The organism is Parapedobacter tibetensis (assembly GCF_024704835.1).
Classification (GTDB): Bacteria; Bacteroidota; Bacteroidia; order Sphingobacteriales; family Sphingobacteriaceae; genus Parapedobacter; species Parapedobacter tibetensis.
In genome coordinates, this window is record NZ_JAMXBE010000024.1 from 1 (window position 1) to 19241 (window position 19241).

General features: G+C 49.0%; 17 protein-coding genes and 1 pseudogene. 15 read left to right on the top strand and 3 right to left on the bottom strand.

Annotated features, from left to right (window positions below):
- From NF543_RS23505 to NF543_RS23515, 3 genes and pseudogenes are all read left to right on the top strand, one after another.
- A pseudogene (locus NF543_RS23505) lies at window positions 1–467 on the top strand (hypothetical protein); the annotation flags it as partial.
- A 119-nt stretch (window positions 468–586) separates the two neighbouring features.
- Window positions 587–1219 (top strand): fibronectin type III domain-containing protein, encoded by a 633-nt coding sequence (locus tag NF543_RS23510; protein WP_257670842.1) that lies wholly within the window; start codon window positions 587–589, stop codon window positions 1217–1219.
- 41 nt (window positions 1220–1260) lie between these two features.
- Window positions 1261–1521, top strand: a complete 261-nt coding sequence (locus tag NF543_RS23515; protein ID WP_257670843.1) for a hypothetical protein — start codon at window positions 1261–1263, stop codon at window positions 1519–1521.
- A gap of 214 nt (window positions 1522–1735) precedes the next feature.
- On the opposite strand, the gene NF543_RS23520 is transcribed toward NF543_RS23515, so the two are convergent.
- A complete protein-coding gene (locus tag NF543_RS23520; protein WP_257957561.1) occupies window positions 1736–1990 on the bottom strand; it encodes a hypothetical protein in 255 nt (84 codons plus the stop codon).
- A 27-nt stretch (window positions 1991–2017) separates the two neighbouring features.
- Window positions 2018–2266 carry a hypothetical protein gene (locus NF543_RS23525; protein WP_257957562.1) on the bottom strand — a complete coding sequence of 83 codons (249 nt, stop codon included), beginning with the start codon at window positions 2264–2266 and terminating at the stop codon, window positions 2018–2020.
- Between the two features lie 550 nt (window positions 2267–2816).
- On the opposite strand from NF543_RS23525, the gene NF543_RS23530 reads away from it, so the two are divergent.
- The 5 genes from NF543_RS23530 (at window position 2817) to NF543_RS23550 (ending at window position 7906) form a co-directional block, all read left to right on the top strand.
- Complete coding sequence (locus NF543_RS23530) at window positions 2817–3596, top strand: ABC transporter ATP-binding protein (protein ID WP_257670846.1); 780 nt, start codon at window positions 2817–2819, stop codon at window positions 3594–3596.
- 12 nt (window positions 3597–3608) lie between these two features.
- Window positions 3609–5285: a hypothetical protein gene (locus tag NF543_RS23535; RefSeq protein ID WP_257670847.1), complete on the top strand. Its 1677-nt coding sequence runs from the start codon at window positions 3609–3611 to the stop codon at window positions 5283–5285.
- 321 nt (window positions 5286–5606) lie between these two features.
- Window positions 5607–6230 carry a hypothetical protein gene (locus NF543_RS23540; RefSeq protein ID WP_257957563.1) on the top strand — a complete coding sequence of 208 codons (624 nt, stop codon included), beginning with the start codon at window positions 5607–5609 and terminating at the stop codon, window positions 6228–6230.
- Window positions 6231–6369: 139 nt separating this feature from the next.
- Complete coding sequence (locus NF543_RS23545) at window positions 6370–7479, top strand: type VI secretion system amidase effector protein Tae4 (RefSeq protein ID WP_257670850.1); 1110 nt, start codon at window positions 6370–6372, stop codon at window positions 7477–7479.
- A 7-nt stretch (window positions 7480–7486) separates the two neighbouring features.
- Entirely contained in the window at window positions 7487–7906 is a 420-nt protein-coding gene (locus NF543_RS23550; protein ID WP_257670851.1) for a hypothetical protein, read from the top strand.
- Between the two features lie 49 nt (window positions 7907–7955).
- Here NF543_RS23550 and NF543_RS23555 read toward each other — a convergent pair whose 3' ends face one another.
- On the bottom strand, window positions 7956–8087 hold the full coding sequence (locus tag NF543_RS23555; RefSeq protein ID WP_257670852.1) for a hypothetical protein: 132 nt from the start codon (window positions 8085–8087) through the stop codon (window positions 7956–7958).
- 455 nt (window positions 8088–8542) lie between these two features.
- Between NF543_RS23555 and NF543_RS23560 the strand changes: the two genes are divergently transcribed.
- The 7 genes from NF543_RS23560 (at window position 8543) to NF543_RS23590 (ending at window position 19229) form a co-directional block, all read left to right on the top strand.
- Window positions 8543–9322: a CPBP family intramembrane glutamic endopeptidase gene (locus NF543_RS23560; RefSeq protein ID WP_257670853.1), complete on the top strand. Its 780-nt coding sequence runs from the start codon at window positions 8543–8545 to the stop codon at window positions 9320–9322.
- 623 nt (window positions 9323–9945) lie between these two features.
- Window positions 9946–10545: a hypothetical protein gene (locus tag NF543_RS23565; RefSeq protein ID WP_257957564.1), complete on the top strand. Its 600-nt coding sequence runs from the start codon at window positions 9946–9948 to the stop codon at window positions 10543–10545.
- A gap of 792 nt (window positions 10546–11337) precedes the next feature.
- On the top strand, window positions 11338–14763 hold the full coding sequence (locus tag NF543_RS23570) for a SusC/RagA family TonB-linked outer membrane protein (RefSeq protein ID WP_257668766.1): 3426 nt from the start codon (window positions 11338–11340) through the stop codon (window positions 14761–14763).
- 11 nt (window positions 14764–14774) lie between these two features.
- Complete coding sequence (locus NF543_RS23575; RefSeq protein WP_257668767.1) at window positions 14775–16265, top strand: RagB/SusD family nutrient uptake outer membrane protein; 1491 nt, start codon at window positions 14775–14777, stop codon at window positions 16263–16265.
- Between the two features lie 18 nt (window positions 16266–16283).
- A complete protein-coding gene (locus tag NF543_RS23580; protein WP_257668768.1) occupies window positions 16284–17183 on the top strand; it encodes a substrate import-associated zinc metallohydrolase lipoprotein in 900 nt (299 codons plus the stop codon).
- 26 nt (window positions 17184–17209) lie between these two features.
- Window positions 17210–18556 carry a DUF4302 domain-containing protein gene (locus tag NF543_RS23585; RefSeq protein WP_257668769.1) on the top strand — a complete coding sequence of 449 codons (1347 nt, stop codon included), beginning with the start codon at window positions 17210–17212 and terminating at the stop codon, window positions 18554–18556.
- Window positions 18557–18623: 67 nt separating this feature from the next.
- Window positions 18624–19229, top strand: a complete 606-nt coding sequence (locus NF543_RS23590; RefSeq protein WP_257668770.1) for a DUF5025 domain-containing protein — start codon at window positions 18624–18626, stop codon at window positions 19227–19229.
- Window positions 19230–19241 lie beyond the last annotated feature (12 nt).

The following is a 19241-nucleotide window of genomic DNA, read 5'->3' on the forward strand; positions in this document are numbered from 1 at the left end:
TTTGTGTGCTGCTTGGTGGCGGTATTCTGAATGGAACGCGGATGATGCGGATTGGGCAGATTGACACGGATTCTCGCTTGATGCGTTCCGCTACCCCGCACTCGATGCCGCATCGAGATAGTTTTCACATAAAGGGTGATAGAACGAAAGAAATAGCGGGAAGAGGGTTAAGCGATCAGCGCTTATCCGCCCAATCCGCGTCATCCGTGTTCGATCCCCTTCGCGAAATCTACCTGGCAGAGATCGGCATCTACTACAGCAACCTCCGGCGCATCGCCCATGTAGGCTTCGTAGATAACTGGGGCGGTACCTGGTGCATCACCGTGGAAGGCAACACCGGGCCGGACGGCGCCGTGGATGAAAATGGCGACCGTTCCAATCCCATCCGTGCAGGCCCTTCCACGGAAGGTGTATACAGGAAGCGACGGCCGGTCAGGACGATCCATGCCGTTGCCCGGTGGCACTAGCCACACATCCGCTAATTCGCTATTCGCTAATACGCGGATGCGCCGATTCGCAAAAAGCGCATAAACGAATGAGCAAACAAGCAGAAAATCAGTGAATAAACAAATAAACAAAAAAGAAAATGAGACGACCAAAATTAAAAACAAATTACGGTTACCTGTCCGATGCGGACCTGGCCAGATTGGCTACCCGTACAGCGGACGCATTGCGCACGAGTACTGGTTTCCCCGACCTGCACCCCACCTTCGCCGAATATGAAGCGGTGGCGCTGGATTACATCGCCAAGCAGGGCATCACGGCCAAAGGGGGGAGCATCCAGCAAAACCAAGAGAAAGATGAAGCCCGCGAAGCATTGATCGTGATGATGCGGCGGGTAACCTCCTACATCAACAACTTCACGGACATCAGTTCCATCCAACTGGGTTCGGGGTTCTATGCCGTGGAACCACCCAGTGCGCTTTTGGCGGCTGAAACGGTGGATTGGATCAAATTCCGTGACGGAAGGCTACCCGGGGAGGTAATCCTCGATTGGGCGGCCGTGAAGGCAGCTGCCGAATACGAGTATACGATAGCCGACGGGCTGGATGCCGATGGGCAACCTATCTGGGGTGAGATCCGGCGGATCCGCCGCAGCAAGGGCAATATCATCACCGGCCTGGAAAACCGGCTAGAGTACTATGCCCGCGTGCGATCGCGCAATATCAAGGGCGAAAGTGCCTGGAGTCCCATTGCCACAGTGTTTACCCGTTGGTAAACGGACCAAGGCAGTGATTAACCACAGGGTGGTCTTGCGATGTGCGGACCACCCTTTTTCATACAACTTACCGGGAAAGCGCCACCATCATCCCATCCGGCCCGTTTACCTACCATCCCGATTCGGGGTACCGCGGGCTTGCCGTACGCGTGGAGGTGAAACGCGAAGGTGTGCGTACGGAACGCCGCTCCACCCGCGACAGCCTGCGGCATACGCAACGCACCACATCCTCGGTTTCGGATAGTACGGTGTACCAGCAAAGCCACACGCTCAGGCATAGCGATATGCGCCAACCCCCCTGATGTTGGGCGGCGGCTGTCCTGGCCCTGGCCATCGCTGCCCTGTTCCTTCTCCGCCGGTTCCGGCAATGACCATTGCCCAAACAACCGTTATTCCGACGTCTGAACGGTATTGGTTTGCACAGCCCCGAACCCTGTCCACGCCCGGCAGGGTTCGGGGCTATTTCCGACCAAGTTCAGGTCTATTTCACGCAAGCCTGTTCAGACTTCCACCGGTTTACTTCCAACATGGACATGAAACCATTGGCGTTCCGGATGGGTTCATGGCTGTTTCACCGAAACCTGTTTCCACGTCAACCGGTTTACTTCCAACATGGGCATGAAACCGTCCGCATTCAGGATGGATTACTTCCAACGCTATCCTAAACCCGTTCACGCTCCGGATGGGTTCGGTTACATTCCACCCGAGCCTGGGTCGGTTTCGGACGGATTCCTTACCAATCGTCCACAAAGCCGTTCGTATTTCAGACAAGTCCATGACTGTTTCACCCAAACCCGTTCACACTTCAACCGGTTTGCTTCCAACGTGGCCATGAAACCGTGCGCACTTCAGCCGGCTTGCTTCCAACATGGCCATGGAACCGGTCTCGTTCCGGGTGGGTTCGGGCCTGCTTCCCCCAATACCGTCCGTACTTCGGATGGCTTGCTTCCAACGCGGCCATGAGACCGTTCGCATCCCACATGGGTTCGGGTCTATTTTCCCCCAATACCGTTCGTACTTCGGATGGCTTGCTTCCAACGTGGCCATGGGGCCGTCCGCGTTCCGGATGGGTTCGGGTCTATTTCACCCCAGAACCGTTCGTACTCCGGATAGTTTGCTTCCAACATGGCCATGGAGCCGTTCGCGTTCCAGATGGGTTCAGGTACATTTCACCTAGGCCCGGTAATACTTCGACTGGTTTACTTCCGACGTTCCCATAAAACCGGTTGGGCGTTGCATGGATCCGTTCCGGCGTGGAACGGTTTTATGTCTAGCATGAGACGATAAGTTGTTTTATGGATTATTGGATTTGGAAGTTCGTAAGGAGCTAATTGCATCACCTCGACGTTGCCCCCCAAAATTGGGGTAGTATTTCCCACAATTATGGTGTGAAAAAACGATAAGATTTTTATTTTCCTTTGTTCAAAGACTTTCAAATTATTAATCATTGATTTCTCTAATGACATTCATTGAGATTCAAACATAAAGAATGTAGATAATCAAAGAGTTAACTTTAAATGAGTATGCTGGGTTGAATGGCAAATAAAGATTATTTTTGGGAATCGTTGGAAGTTTTACACACAATCATAAGTTACGCATGAACGAACAGGCACAACCCATCATCAGCATATCCCGATTGGAGAAATGGTATGATAGCAAGCAGATCCTGAAAGGGATTGACCTTGACATCTATCCCGGACAGATCATCGGATACATTGGCCCGAATGGAGCTGGTAAATCCACGACGGTGAAAATCCTATGTGGGCTAATCAGCGATTTTAGGGGCGACGTGACGGTCGCTGGCATAGACATCCGCCAAGATACGCTTGCCGTAAAAGCGAAAATCGGCTATGTACCCGAAAATGCCGAACTCTATGATGTGCTTACACCGATGGAATACCTCGATTTCATGGGCAAATTATACAGCATGGATGAAGAAACCACCCGTAGGCGGGCGGGGCTGCTGCTGCATGGCTTCGGCTTGGGTGAACACCGGGATAGCCGAATGGATACTTTTTCCAAGGGCATGCGCCAGAAGGTGCTGCTCATTTCCGGCATCATCCACAATCCCACGGTCATCGTGCTGGACGAACCCCTCTCGGGCCTCGATGCCAATGCGGTGATCATGGTGAAAGAGCTGATTGCCCTGTTGGCCAAAGAGGGGAAAACCATCTTCTACTGCTCGCACATGATGGATGTGGTGGAAAAAATCTCAGACCGAATCCTCTTGATTAACGAAGGCGCTATAGTAGCCGACGGCACCTTTGAGTCGTTGAAAAATGAACATGGGGAAACACTGGAGCGGGTTTTTGCCCGGCTTACGGGAAGAACGGACAGCAATTTGGATGCCTCGCATATCCTTTCGGCTTTGGATTGATTTGGTTAAGACATGAACAAACTGATTCTTAAATTGCTGCTATTGCCAACCGCCCTTTGGAAGCGCATGGGGGTGGATACAGAGAAACTGCGCCTTATCCTGGAGGTTAAGCTGACGCTGGATGATCGCCGGCCCTTTGCCTCCATGGGCCAATCGTCTTCCAAAAAGAAAGGGTGGTCTGGAAACACCTTCCTCCAATTCCTCGTCATGGCCGTCATGGGTGCCATGCTGATGGCTTATTTCTTCATGGTCAGCAACTCCTATGTGGCCTATTCACTCTATTTTTTCTCGATGATGTGCGTGCTGGCGCTGATGCTTATCGCCGATCTCTCTACCATTCTCATTGACCCGCGCGACCAATACATCATTTTGCCGAGGCCTGTTGACGACCGTACATTTGCCGTAAGCCGTATCCTGCATATCGGCGTCTTGCTGATGGGATTGCTCATTGGCCTTGTGTTACCCGGATTGGTATATACCGCCATAACCCAAGGCATAGTTGTGGGGCTCGTTTTTATCTTCCAGGTATTCACTGCCGGCATACTTACCCTGTTGCTCGTCAATCAGTTTTACCTCATGATGATCAAGTGGCTGTCGGCACGGCGGTTAAAGGATCTGGTGTCCATGCTCCAGGTTGTCTTTACGGTGGTGGTGATTTCGGCCTATTATTTCGGCCCGATACTGTTGCGCCAAGATTGGGTGCAGCAACTCAGGGTGGAAGAGACACCGTGGTTATGGGTGTTTCCACCGGTGTGGATAGCCTCACTTCAGCAACTGGCCGCGCAGTCGTTATCTTGGCTAATGGTGGTATTGAGCCTCTTGGGTGTAACCACTCCCATGGTTTCCCTGTGGCTGGTTGTTCGAATTTTCGCTACTGGATTCAATGACAAGGTGGCCGCGATGGCCACGGGCGATGGCCAGCGGACGGATACCGATCGCCCGTCAAAACGTAAGTGGGGCAGCCGGTTGTCACCTGTATTGACACGCAGCCCGCTGGAAAGCGCTGGGTTCAACATCGTGTGGCTCATTACAGGGCGATCGCGGGAATTTAAGCAGAAGCTTTACCCAACATTGGCTTATATCCCGGTGTATTTCGTATTTTTCTTCTTCTTCGGGTTTGGTAAGCAGGATACGCCGCGGTCGTTTGAAGACAAGTTGGAGCAAATGCGCGACGGGAGCGGTTTTATCCTCCTATTCTACTTGTCGTTATTTACACTAATCAGCGCTTACCAATACCTGACGCAGCACGAGCAGTTCAAAGCGGCATGGGTTTACCGGGCTGCTCCTGTTTCGTCGCCGGGAGTGTTCATGGCTGGCGTATTAAAGGCCGTGCTTACCAAATTCTTCTATCCGTTTATTTTGGGATTGCTCCTGCTTGGTGTGCCCATAGCCGGGTTTGGCATCATCAACGATGCGCTGCTTGCAGCCGCCATAGGAAGCATAGAGGCAATATTGGTTGCCTTGTTTACGATGAAAGCTTATCCCTTCTCGCAGCCCATAAAGCTGTCCGGCAGCAATTTCATGACGACGTTGTTGATTATGGGCGGTGTTGGCGTGTTGGGCTATGCACATTACGTCTTCATCCGTCACGAGCTTCTGGTATGGGTAGCCTGCCTCGTGGCTTGGGGCATTTTTGCCGTCATGCTCCACCGTTTCAGGAAGGAAGAATGGGAAGCCTTGCGGGCATGATGCCTGAAATCATTCCACAGCGCACTTGCTCGCAAGGACGAGGGGTTGCGATTCTTTTAAAAATCCCTGGTATTGCCCATAAGTTATGGACTGTTTTCAAATTTAATATCCAACGAACGGTGCCTGATGTGCCGTGGTTTGCACGGGTTCCATAACAAATCGTATCACCTAAATTGGGGTAGTATTTCCCACAAATTTGGGGTGAAGAAACGATGAAATTTTTATTTTCCTTTGTCTCGCTATTAAAGATAAACGGTTGATTTAAGGGTCGCCATTGTGCTGCGGTAGCAGCGTTACAGATAACCAAACATAACAAAAAGTATGAACCAAAATTACGTATCAAAAAGACAAAGCCGCACTGTCCGTACATCCAGACTTTTAATCTTGACATTCTCCCTGGCCTTTTCCGTTGGTTCCTGCGATAAGGAGATCGACGCAGGTATCGATCCGGATGAGCCTGGCAGGAAGCTGACGATATCCGAGGCTATGGCACACTACAAACAGAACCGAAACCCTCGACAAAAAGGCGTCAAGATCAGTAGCGTGGATCCATCCGGGAATTTTGCCGAAAAGTCTCTGGAACTGGGGGTGGTCTGGCAGGGCGCGATTGAGAAGGGACTGAGCGGGAGCGGCAACGCGGTTTTGGCTCCACTTCGTACGGGATCGGGTTATTGGGAGTACGATACGGTGAACGGGGCCAGCATTTCGGTTGACTATTTCAACTACCTGTATATGTACAGGGATGGCAACCAGCAGATCCGGGAAAAGTGGATATCGCTTTTTCCCGATTCGGCTTGGTTGTACGGGGACCGGCATTCATACAGTGGCCTGCTGCTGGTACAGGACCTTGAAGGCAACGTGGAGAACAGCTTTCGATTCGATAAGGAAAAACCTGCCTCGGTTGCCCGGCAGGCCGGCTTTGGACGGCCCATGGGTTCCCCATGATGGCAACTGGCGGCAACGTGTCGGAGGGGAGCGTGGGTGGCTGTGCGTTGGTAAGCAGTTGGACATGTGAATGCGACTGTCCCGGGGGGACGGCCATTTCAGGACGCGTGTCCTGCAGTAGAACCAATACCCGCATGATATGTTGGCCGCCACCCCCGCCCGATGCCCCCCCTTGCCGCCGCCGAGAGGCCCCGGTGGTTCAGGTGTGGCCCCGATGGGCCCGGGTGGCGGCGTAAGTAGCAATCCATTGCCGAAGGATTACCTGCCGCCCAACTGCAACCCCGATCCGAACTACAGGATGCCGGAAACACCGGTTCCCGACGGTATGGTGTGGATGATGCCCTGCATGGACCTGATCCCCAAGCCGGAAGATCCGGGTACCTTCAATCCGTTGATAAAGGAAGTGGAAAGCGCACCGCCGATAGCTGCGTGGAAATACCTGATATTGGCCTTGGGGGTCACCGACCCAACAGAAGTCAAATACCTTGAAACAAACCCTTTGGTAGTCGGTGTCCTTGTGGATTACCTTGAGTCAGGAAAACATTCGCCTGAGGCCACGGCGTTCGCGAAGTGGGCGGTCGGATTCCTTGCCCATCGACCCGACATAACCTGGGGGCAATTCGAGAACTGGTTCATGGGGAGTAATCCGGGAAAAGACGGTGAAGATTTTGATGAAGCGTATTGGAATAATCCAAGTCTGAGCTTCAAGCAGCAAAATCTCCCAACTTGGGAGGCATTTGACACCGCTTTTCCGAAAAAAAATGGTAGTTTCATGCCCAATCCGGAGGTTTATAAATTAATTGGGGGGCAGGTTTACAATCTGCATTTGAATGATACAGACAACAGTTATCAAAATGCGTGTGCGCTCAGGGTTTCCAAAGCGTTGAATTATTCCGGTATCACAATACCTGCAATAAGCGGACAAACTGCGAAAGGAGCTGATGGGAAGAATTATTTTTTAGGGGCCGCTAATCTAAACGCATGGATGAAAAAAACGTTTGCAGCACCAACAAAATTTACCGGGGCTCAGGGAGGAGAAAATGGGAAAAATTTTCCAAGACTTCTTGAAGGGAAAAAAGGTATTTATATTATGATTCCCAATTACCCTAGAGATTTTGCCTCAGGTCATGCCGATTTATGGGATGGAAGAACTTGCAATTCAGGGTGTTATTTTGGTATTGGAGCAAGACCTCCTATCAATGGAAGACAGCAGGGAGTGGCGTATATTCATTTGTGGGAATTAAAATGAATTATCAATGGCAAATATTGTGCAACTAAAAATTTTAATGGTGATTCTGCTGCTTTTGCTTTGTAGCGCATGTTCACTCCGCAAAGCAGAGCGGCAAAGAAAGGCGAATTGGGTGGAAAGTTTTAAACAGGTAGTATTTATGTGCGGTATGAAGGAATTTTACACGCAACCTGACACTATCACTAAAGACGTATCTCTGTCTATAAACTTTGACATTATCGGTAATACCCATGTCAACAGGTTAGCTGACAGCCTAGGGAAAGCGTACGCATCTGATTTGAGGGCTAATCCATATTTGATGCCCGTTGAGGGACAACCCATTTCCAACTACTTTTTTGGCATCTATCACAGCAAGATATTGGATTCCATTGCAGAAGCCGAATATAAAAAGGAGAAGAAATACAGGAAGAATCTTTATAAAGAGTAATTTAGATAGCCCAAACAGGCATAACTGAGATGTGGTGGTTGAAAAGTGGTCATGTGTGCCCCACGACCCCGCACAACGTAGCATTCGTAGCGGCGAGGTTATTCACCACCTGTTTGGGCAAATGATCATGGGCAAGCGGGATTTCCGATGCCTTAGTCGTTGCACTTGGCGGTATATCCATGATACGGCTCCATCAAAAAGATTAACCGTAAAAATGTAAGGAAGTGCCAAAAATTGTACTATATCCATCTTTTAAAACTCAAAACATGTTGAGTTCATTTCAAAATATTCGACTATAATTTTTCATTTTCAAAACCATTTATAATTCACCGAATCTCTTAATCAGAACAACAATCCGGAATTGGCAGACCTGGAATATAACAGCCTCGGCTTTTATACGCTGGGGGTTGGCATCGGACTGCCGAAGACAAAACGTTAATATCATGTGCATTTTATAGGCTAGGCGTTATAGCCGTTTATCCAAAGGTAGCCTTCCTTTCCTTAGCCACAGGACACATCTAGTTTGACGCATGTTCAATGGCAAGTATCGAGGACGGGATCCGATTTCCCCAGCATCAGAGGCGATGTTAATGTCTACATTGTCAGTTGGGCTGAATAGTTAAAGCTTATGGCAATATGAAAGAATCCACATATACATTCCCTAATATTATACAATCATTAGCATTGCTGTTAATTTGGTTTTTTGTACTTCACCCAATTTCCAAACTCCCATTCTCATTCATCGAAAACGAATCGTTGGTATCGTTGCTTTCCGAAGTGCTCAAACTGTTCGTTTTGTTGGTGTTCGCGCGAGTTCTGGTCAAATATGAATATTTGGGTCAATCACTATTCAAAGTCAGAAAGCTTAATGTGAATATTGTTTTCTTGATTTGCTTGGGCGTATTGTGTATCAAGTCTCTCCCTAGTCCTTTTCTTAGTTTTTTTGATGAGCATGATGTGTATAAGATGTTGATTGAACCCATGGCAAGTGAAGTAAATGTGTATTACTTTGTTTTTTCATGTATTATTGTTCCCATTTCTGAGGAAATACTATTTAGAGGCATTGTCCTGAACGGTTTGATTAGGCGGTACTCATTTATCGTCGCACTCCTGCTTTCTTCCATACTGTTTGGCCTACTGCATGTCTCCATAGTTGGTGCATTTTTATTTTCCTGTTTTGTAGGATGGATTTATTACCGGAGCAATAATCTCCTTTATTGCATTGTGGCCCACGCAATTGGAAATACGATCAGCTTTTTTTTTAAATACGGCTTCGTAAAGCAATATATAAGCATGGAGGCGTTTTCAGGATTCATTGACAAGCATGCCGTTATTATTGGCATTTCCAGCGTATCAGTGTTGGTTGTTTGCCTATATGCGATGGCCATGTTATTTAAGAAGCGGGGTTGCATTTGACCGGAGACCGAAATGGTTACAAAAATCACATGAAAAATCCCCAAGACCACCAAACGAAATTATGCAACAGTATTTCCAATTGCTCGATGAACATTTGGAAGACCTGTTCATCGCATTATTGCCCCTTGTCAATGCTCCGGATCTTGGGCCCATCGTTCCCTTTTATATCACCTAAATTGGGGTAGTATTTCCCACAAATTTGGGGTGAAGAAACGATGATATTTTTATTTTCCTTTGTCTCGTTAATCGCTGCGTTCGATATTTCAATAGCTCGACAAGCTAACAGCGTACTGTTCCTTAGGAGGATTAACAAGGAGAAAAAAGTTTAAGCAGGTTCATTAGTCTTCGGCATAATCAAATAAGAAGGAGGTATGTAAATGTAGATTAATCTGCTACGGAAGTAGGTTTCCGTAGGGAGAGGTGGCAGGCCCGGACAGCTGATTTATCTAAAGGAGACTGGGAAAATCCCGTCTATACTAGGTATACCGGCGATTTTTTAAGACAGATCAATTTTGGCGTTAGTATTTTCTTTTAGATGGAGTACCCAAGTAAGCTACAGCCTGAAATTTGAAGCCCTTTCATAAAGTCCTAAATAGCGCAAACTCGTTATATCAAAAACCACCATGTTGAAAACCACCATCCTATTAATCATCACGCTGTTATGCGGCCACATGGCCCTAGCCCAAAAGCACATGCCGGCGGGCGACCGGATGGTAACGGCTTATAACACGGTGGTGAAAACGAAGACTGGCAGGATAAAAGGTGTACTGCAACAGGTGACGGACAGCAATATCGTGATTAAAAATCTGTTCAATGGATACGATTACATACCCGTGGAGCAGGTGGAAACCATACACATCAAGTTCAACACGAAAACCCATACGTACAAAATCCAGAGCTATGCATTCGATGATGAAAGACTCTTCAGGAACCAGCACGGATTCATCGATCTGGATGAACCGCTCAACCAACATTACCTCGAACGGACGGTGGGCGAAAACCTGGCCATCGACGTTGCCGCCAACGCAGCTGGGGTCATCGGCACGAAAGGCCTTAACGGCATGAAACGGCTGTTTACCCAAGATATCGCACGCTATCGCATCAGGTATGACAGAAACACCTACCTAAAGCTTTTCGATGAATTGAAGTTTTTCGCGGTTGACTACCAGTTGTCGCCCGAATTTGAAGCAGATTTATTAAAGATTTTCGGGGATACGCCATAAGACAACAGCCATCCGCCAGCTGAAAAATGCGAAGCCATCGTTTAATTTTGATTTTGAGCATACCGCCAATGGCATGCTTGTTGGCGGGGGATTGGGGATTGACGAAAGGAAAGCGTATTTCGCACCGCTCGCCGGTGCATCCGTCGGGTTCAGGTTGGGCAAAAACAGACCGTTGGACCTAGAGCATTGAATGGGGGCGTAGCTGGTTGCCAAGGGCCAGAAAATAGCTGAACTGTGGGAGAGATTCCATGAGGTAAGCGTCTTTGAAATAGGCGAAGAACTCCAACAACGTCGTACTGGATTTCACACCAAACAAGTCTGGGTGTAGGCCTCATGGTTGATATAATCCATATCAACCATTACAATGATTTACAAATATCAAGTTTTTATGGCTATAACCTTAAAAAGATTTATATATCCATGTTTTTTATGGTTATAGCCATAACTACTTTCCGGCTAAGTGTCGTGTGCCGTCCCTTCCGCAGCATGCCCCCTCGCGCAAGTCTTTGAGGGTTGAGTCACGCATATAAAGGCAGCTGGCAAATACCGGGGATAATTTTCGGGCAACTTAACCAACCACTTGCTTTGTAGGAGGGAAGCGCTCCGAATCTTGGGCCCATCGTTCCCTTTTATACCACCTAAATTGGGGTGGTATTTCCCACAAATTTGGGGTGAAGAAACGATGAAATTTTTATTTTCCTTTGTCTCATTAGTAAAGATAAACGATTGATTTAAGCGGAAACCATTGCGCTGCGGTAGCAGCGTTACAGATAACCAAACATAACAAAAAGTATGAACCAAAATTACGTATCAAAAAGACGAAGCCGCCTGAATTGGAAATTAGCCGTTTTGTTTCCTGTTCTACTGTATTCGACCATGGGCAGTAAGGCAACCCCGAAAGACGAACGCGCCAACAAGTTGGATGAAATCGCCTTTGCACAGACACCGGTAAGTGGAAAAGTGGTGGGGCAAGACGGGAATCCGGTTGTGGGTACCACCGTATTGGTCAAAGGGACAGACAGAAAAGCGACCGCCGGATCGGATGGATCGTATCGGATTGCCGCCAGTGCGGGGGATGTATTGGTTTTCCGGATGATGGGGTATGAAACCCTTGAGCGCACCGTGGGGGAAGCCACCACCATCAATGTTTCCCTCCGGGTGTCGGTGACCACGCTGGAGGAGGTGATGGTGAGTACGGGGTATCAGACGATTGATAAGCGCCTCTTTACGGGGTCTTCTGCCAAGGTCAGAGCAGTGGATGCACAGCGGGCGGGCATACCCGATGCCAGCCGGATGCTGGAAGGCCAAGTGGCTGGGGTATCGGTACAGAACGTGACCGGTACATTTGGGGCCGCCCCCAAAATCCGCATCCGGGGTGCTACCTCCATCAACGGAGACAACAAGCCGCTGTGGGTCATTGATGGCATCATCCTGGAAGATGTGGTGAATATTTCCAATGAACAACTCTCAACCGGCGATCCGAATACATTGGTCGGGTCGTCCATTGCGGGGTTAAATCCCGATGATATTGAAAGCTTTGATATTCTCCGTGATGCATCGGCCACGGCCATGTATGGGGCCCGGGCAATGAATGGCGTGGTGTTGGTCACCACCAAAAAAGGAAGGAATACCCAAGGAAAGCCGATGGTTTCTTACACGGGCAACTTCAGCACCTTCCTGAAACCAAACTATGACCAATATGATATCATGAATTCGGCCGACCAAATGCACACTTACCTGGAAATGTACAACAAGGGATGGCTGAACCACCCGCAGGTATCCAGCGCTGCGAGCGGGGGCGTGTTTAAGAAGATGTACGACCAAATGTATGTGTATGACGTGGCAAATGACCGATTTGCATTAAGAAACGATGCGCCTTCCCGATTAGACTTCCTGAACCGCTATGCGAATGCCAATACGGACTGGTTCGACCACCTGTTCAAAAATTCGTTCATGCAGGAGCATTCGCTTAGCGTGACGTCCGGGACGGAGGCTTCCCAGTTCTATGCGTCAACGAGTTTCCTCCAAGACCACGGATGGACGGTAGGCGACCATGTAAAACGTTTCACCGGTACGCTGCGGGGCAACTTCAAGATCAATGATAAGCTGCGTTTCGAATTGCTCAGCCAAGGATCCGTGCGGCGGCAGAACAGCCCCGGTACGTTGAGGCGTGAGGAGAATCAGGTGGTGGGTTCGTTTAATCGGGATTTCGATATCAACCCCTTCAACTATGCCTTGAATACCTCCCGGACGCTTACACCCTATGACGACCAGGGAGAACTGGAGTTTTTTACGCAGAATTATGCGCCATTCAATATCCTCCACGAATTGCAGAACAACAAGCTGCAAACGAGTGTAGTGGATTTGAAGGTGCAGGGTGGATTGAAGTACCGGTTGTTGGAAGGCTTGGAATATTCCTTTGATGGGGCCTACCGTTTCGTGAAAAGCGAGCGCGAGCATAGCATGACCGAGTATTCCAACGCGGCCAATGCTTATCGCGCCTATGGTGACCAGAATGTCATAGAAGACAACCGATTTCTGTATTCAGACTCTGATCGCCCCGGAAGCCTGCCCATGATCGTGCTGCCGCAGGGGGGATTCTATAATGTAACAGGTAATGACATTACCAACTATTACATGCGTAACTCGTTGGAGTATAATAAGGTATTCAACGAACACCATGTGTTTAACGCTTTTGCTTCGGCAGAGTTGCGCTTCATCGATCGGAGAAACACCCGGTTTGATGGGGTGGGGTACCAGTTTGACCGGGGAGGTGTTCCCTATGTGGATTACAATTATTTCAAACAAGCCGTAGAAGCCAATGTGCAGTACTACAATATGGGGCAGGGTTTCGAGCGCTTCCTTGCTTATATGGCGCGGGCTGCATATTCCTACAAAGGGAGATATTCGGTCAATGGTACGGTGCGTTACGACGGTTCGAACCTATTGGGGATTTCCCGGACGGCGCGCTGGCTTCCGACATGGAACATCAGTGGTGCCTGGCATGTGCATGAGGAACAATTCTTCAAGCAGCAAGCCACCTTATCTCATGCTACGATCCGCGCCACCTATGGGTTGACCGGTAGTACGGCCAATGCCACGAACTCTACCATAGTATACCGCAATCAGGTTACACGCAGGCAGAACGTGGCAGACAAAGAGTCGATGATTTTCATCAGCGGGTTGGAAAATGCGGAGTTGACCTGGGAGAAACAATATGAAACCAACCTCGGTGTCGATTTGGGAGCTTTTGATAACCGCATTGGTTTGACCATAGACCTTTATCGCCGCAAGGCCTTTGACCTGATTGGTCCACTCCGGTCTTCGGGAATCGGCGGCGATACCTTTAAAAATGCGAACTATGCGGATATGACATCCAAGGGAATCGAAGTGACGCTTAATGCCGGCATCATCCGTAGGCCGGACCGCGGCTTCAATTGGAGCACCAACCTGAACTTCGGCTACCATGTGGGCGAAATCGTAAACCTGCGCAATGATCCCACGATCATGGATTTGATCACCGAGACCGGAGGAGCACGGGAGGGATACCCACAACGGGGGCTTTTCTCGATTGCTTTTGACGGGTTGGATCCGAATACCGGGGTACCTACGTTCTACAACGAGAATGGGGACCACCAGAGTAAATTTGTTTATTTCCAAAGCAGCAACGTGGATAACCTGCACTACGAAGGGCAGATCGACCCCAAGCTGACTGGTGGTTTTACCAATCGTTTTTCCTATAACCGGTTTTCACTAAGCGCTTTGGTTACCTTCAGCGCCGGCAACAAAGTGCGACTCTATCCATCGTTCAATTCATTTTACACCGACCTGAATGCCATGTCCAATGATTTCCTGGCACGCTGGATCGCCCCGGGCGACGACGAGAAAACCAATGTGCCCGCAATTGCCGATCCGTTTGTGATTGCTAACCTGGCGTCTTCGGAGTACCCCTATAATGCCTATAACTACTCAACCGAACGGGTAGCCGACGGTGGTTTTGCCCGCCTGAAGCAGGTGCTGTTGACTTATCAGTTGCCCGACCAATGGCTGGGCAAAACAGGGATAGGCAATGCGGCTATAAGCGTGGTGGGCAACAACATCTGGCTCATGTATGCGGATAAACGGCTGAATGGCCAAGACCCTGAGTTTTATGGCACCGGTGGAGTAGCCATGCCGCTACCCCGCCAATTTTCCTTATCGGTCAAACTCGGCTTTTAATCAACGGTAACATGAAAAGAAAAATAATAGTAAGATTGGCGCTTGTGACGGCAATTGCCGGACTGGCTGCCGGATGTAGCAAATTTTTGGAGGTTGAACCTGACTTGCGCACACAACTTAACAACACTGAAAAAGTGGCAGAATTGCTGGTCTCTGCCTATCCCAAAACAGACTATATGTTTATGGAACTGGCTTCCGATAACGTGGAAGACAAGGGGCCGCGTTCGGACTATGCTAGTTTGGGGGATTATGGCGATTTCCTTTCGTTAACCTACAAATGGAAAGATTACGATAACCCAGCTGCGGTGCAAGGATCTACCAGCCTATATTGGAGTCAGTGTTACTTGGCAATTGCTTCAGCCAACAGTGCGCTCGGTTATATCGAGGAACATCCGGGCGATCGCAGCCTGGATCCCTACAAAGGTGAAGCATTGGTGGCCAGGGCTTATGCGCATTTCATGCTGGTGACCTTGTATGCAACGGCCTACGAGATCGGTGGCGGCAATACCGCACTCGGAATTCCCTACGTTACCGAGCCCGAACGCGTGGTGTTTGAGCAATATGACCGTTCGACAGTAGGCGAAACGTATGCGCGGATTGAAAAAGACCTGATGGAAGGATTGTCCTTGTTGGATGACAATGTTTATAACGTGCCTAAATTCCATTTCACGCGCGCCGCCGCCAATGCATTCGCAGCTCGGTTTTTCCTGTTCAAGGGAGCGTTTGATAAAGTCATCGAACATGCGAGCGCGGTTTACCGCGCTTCAGCGGAGTATATCCCTAACCTGCGTCCTTGGAATACCGTTTACAATACGGCAAGCTATGACCATTTGCCTATATTATATACGCAATCCAGCCAGCCCTCCAATTTGTTGCTAGCGGAGGCTAATTCTGCTTGGGGCAGGAATTATTATATCCGGTACGGGTTAGGCCAAGAAGTGGTCAGCGAATTGACGCAGGACCCAAACGTCACAGGCGGGCGGTTTTCCTACCGCCAATTGAACCGGGAACCTTATTACTCGTTTCAAAAATGGAAAGAGTTGTTTTTTGAAACCCAGATTGGATCGGGGTTCGGCCAACCGTACGTGATGGTTCCGCTATTTACCGTGGACGAATTGTTGATGAACAGGGCTGAAGCCTATGCACAATCCGGACAACTGGATCTGGCCCTTCAGGATATCAATGCGTTCGTCGGTACGCGGATTGCTAACTATGATCCCGGCAACCATTCGGTAACGCCCGAGAAAGTCGCAGCCTTCTACGAAGGTGTCGAGCTGCAGCAGGGCGTGGTCAACGCCATCCTGGACCTGAAGCGCGCGGAGTTCGTATCGGAAGGCCTCCGTTGGCTGGATATCATCCGGCACCGGTTGCCCGTTAGGCATAACATGCGTGACGCCGCCGGCAACGAAACATACATCGAGTTGCCCGCTAATGATCCCCGTAGGGTATTCCAAATCCCGGAAACGGTCACCAGGGCAGGAATCGAACGTAACCCAAGATAATTTTAATAACGAGAAATCATGACAACATCAAATAAACTTGTAGCGGTTGCATTATGCTGTGGCTTAGCGCTCGGCTGTACCGATAACAACGCGTTGAACGTAGACTTGCGTGACGCTCCGCTGACCACCGCCGGTGATCGTGACCCACAGACCAGCAGTGAACTCGACCGCTGGCTGGATGAACATATCGTAACGCCTTACAACATACAGGTACTTTACCGATTCGATCGGTTCCAATACGAAATCGACAAGGATCTGGCACCAATTGACGAAACGTTGGTGATACCGGTGATGCAGGCGGTATTGGACCTGTGGATCGCACCGTATGAAAAACTGGCTGGGAAAGCGTTTATTAAACCGATACTGCCCAAGCAGCTTGGATTGGTGGGTAGCCCATCTTACAACAATGATGGAACCATAACATTAGGTACCGCTGACGCCGGTAGGCAGGTTAATCTTTTTGAACTCAATTCTTATGATCCGACCGATGAAAGCGTTCTGAATCGCATGTTTCATACCATACATCACGAATTTGCGCACATCCTCCACCAACGCGTTGTCATTTCACCGGAGTTCCAGAAGATTTCGCCATACTATGTCGGAGGAACCTGGGCTTCTATTGCAAATACAGCGGAAACGGCAAGAAACCTTGGTTTCGCTTCGCGGTATGCGCGGATGAACTACCACGAGGATTTTGTGGAGACGGTTGCTTTCCTGTTGGTGGAAGGCCAGGCGTATTTCGATAGCTATGTCAGTGCGGCAGATGGCATAGGGCAAGAACGGCTACGAGTCAAAGAGCAATTTGTGGTGGATTATTTTAAGACAGGCCTTGATATCGATTTCCGTGCCCTACAGCGTGAAATTGCCGAAACAAAGGCCGCCATCATTGCCACCGGGCAGGAAGCGCAGAACCAATAGAATGAACCATGTTAAACACGCAGATAATGAGAAAATTTAACTATTATACCCATTTGGTATTTGTAGCCATCATGGCCCTTTCCTGTTCAAAAATGGAAGACCGGTTGCTCATCGACGGACTTAGGCCGGAAGAACGAATCCGCCAATCATTGGATAGTCTCTCGCGCACATTGACCGGTAGTGAGCATGGTTGGATAGCCCTGTTAAAAACGAATAGCGGGTACTGTTATTCCTTCCACATGGCATTTGGTAGTGATGGGCGCGTCGGTATCGTGGGAGATATGAATGAGGAAATAGCCTCAGAAACCTTCGGAAGCACGTACCGCATCGTTCAAGGCAATGGGCCCGTATTGATGTTTGATACCTACAACATCATTACGCTATTGACCGATCCGACCCCTGACGCCTTTGGCGGGAAGGCGGGATCCGGCTATGGCTCGGATATCGAATTCGAATGGCGTGCGATCATTGGAGACACGTTGTCGTTCATCGGCAAGAAACAGCAAGTACCCCTGACCTTGGTGCGGGCTACGGCTGCCGAACGGGAAGCCTTTACAGATGGACAAACGTTGCCCAACTTGCTTGATAAAACGATCGGTATAACAGATATGGGGGGGGAGTTCCTTTCGGCATCGATCAACGGAATACCTACGCAAGTGGTACCCATGCCCGAACTGCGCAAATTTGTTTTTGCTTACGTAGAAAACGGTACGCTGGTCGTCAGGCAGTCGGCATTTTATCATGTGCCACCACATCGGGTGGTATTTGTGGAGCCGATGGTTGTTAACGGTGAACGGATTACCGAGTTGGTATGGGATGAGGCTAACCAGCGGTTTGTCATCGCCGGTTTGGACATACCCATTGAGGTAAGCGAGCAACGTATTTTGCCGCCAGAACAATCCTTTTTGATTGGAGCCGGACGCCTGTATCTGCCCAATATGGAGCGATTTGGAACATTTTGGTCCGATCCTTTTGTGTCTGCCCTGAATAACGCGAAAGTGCAGGTGGAAGCCATTGCATCAGCAGCAGGGGTACCGGGCTTTACTGTCGGGGAAATCGCGATGTCCGTCGATTTTGGAAACAAATCCATATTGATGGTGTGTCAGATAACCAACGGTACCAACTCATTGATCACTCCGACTTCTTACCGGCTTTCCTATGAATTAGAAGGCAACGCCATAAGGATTACAGGAGTCCAAGCTATTAGCGGTACATATGGGAGCTATTTTCAGCCGGGTATGCGGCCGCTTTTCAGCTTCCTGATGTCGCACTCATTTAGATTGGAGGCCCTCCATCCGATTCCGGGTTTCACGTTTTTGAACTTTGTAAGTACGGAAGACGCAGCTGTATTTTTTGCAGGTGTCTTGTTGTAAATGAGAGTTGCTTATTGCGCGATATCATGCGTGAGTAGCTGATGGAGGCGAAAAGAAGAATGATTAGATGAATTTTAAACAGGCTCTTAATATGCGTTTTGGGAAAATTCTGAACATTTTTCTGCTTATCTCTCCTTTCTTTTCTTGCAAGGAGAATAAAAGCGTTGAACGGGGAAAACAGGAGGTTGAACAAGGATATATCATTGGACAACTATTGCCGTACTTAAATCTGCAATTGACGAATGGTAAAGAAAATATGTATATCAAAACAATCAAATACGACCGTGCTAATGACTGCTATAGGTTTCAGTTCTTATGGAATCGCTTTTCCGATGTTGCTAGGCATGATTTATCATTGGCTTTGGAAGTGAACATTCACGATGTTCGGGTGGAAAAAAACCATCAACTTGTCGCCCCCACCGCTACGAAGGATCCAGCTACATGCTGGATTTATTGCCACATCAATCAGCGAGATGGGGAGAAAAAAAAGAATGTCATCTTCACAACCCCAAAAGACAGGAGCACCGTCACGTTGGCGGTCACTGAAGTGAAACCCGATCCGATTACAACTATTCCCATCGTTAGCGGAACGATTAAGGGAAGTTTATATAATCCTGATGACGGACAGGATAGCATGGTGCTAGATTTAGCATTCAAGACCAGGGCCTATTAAGCAGGGATTTCA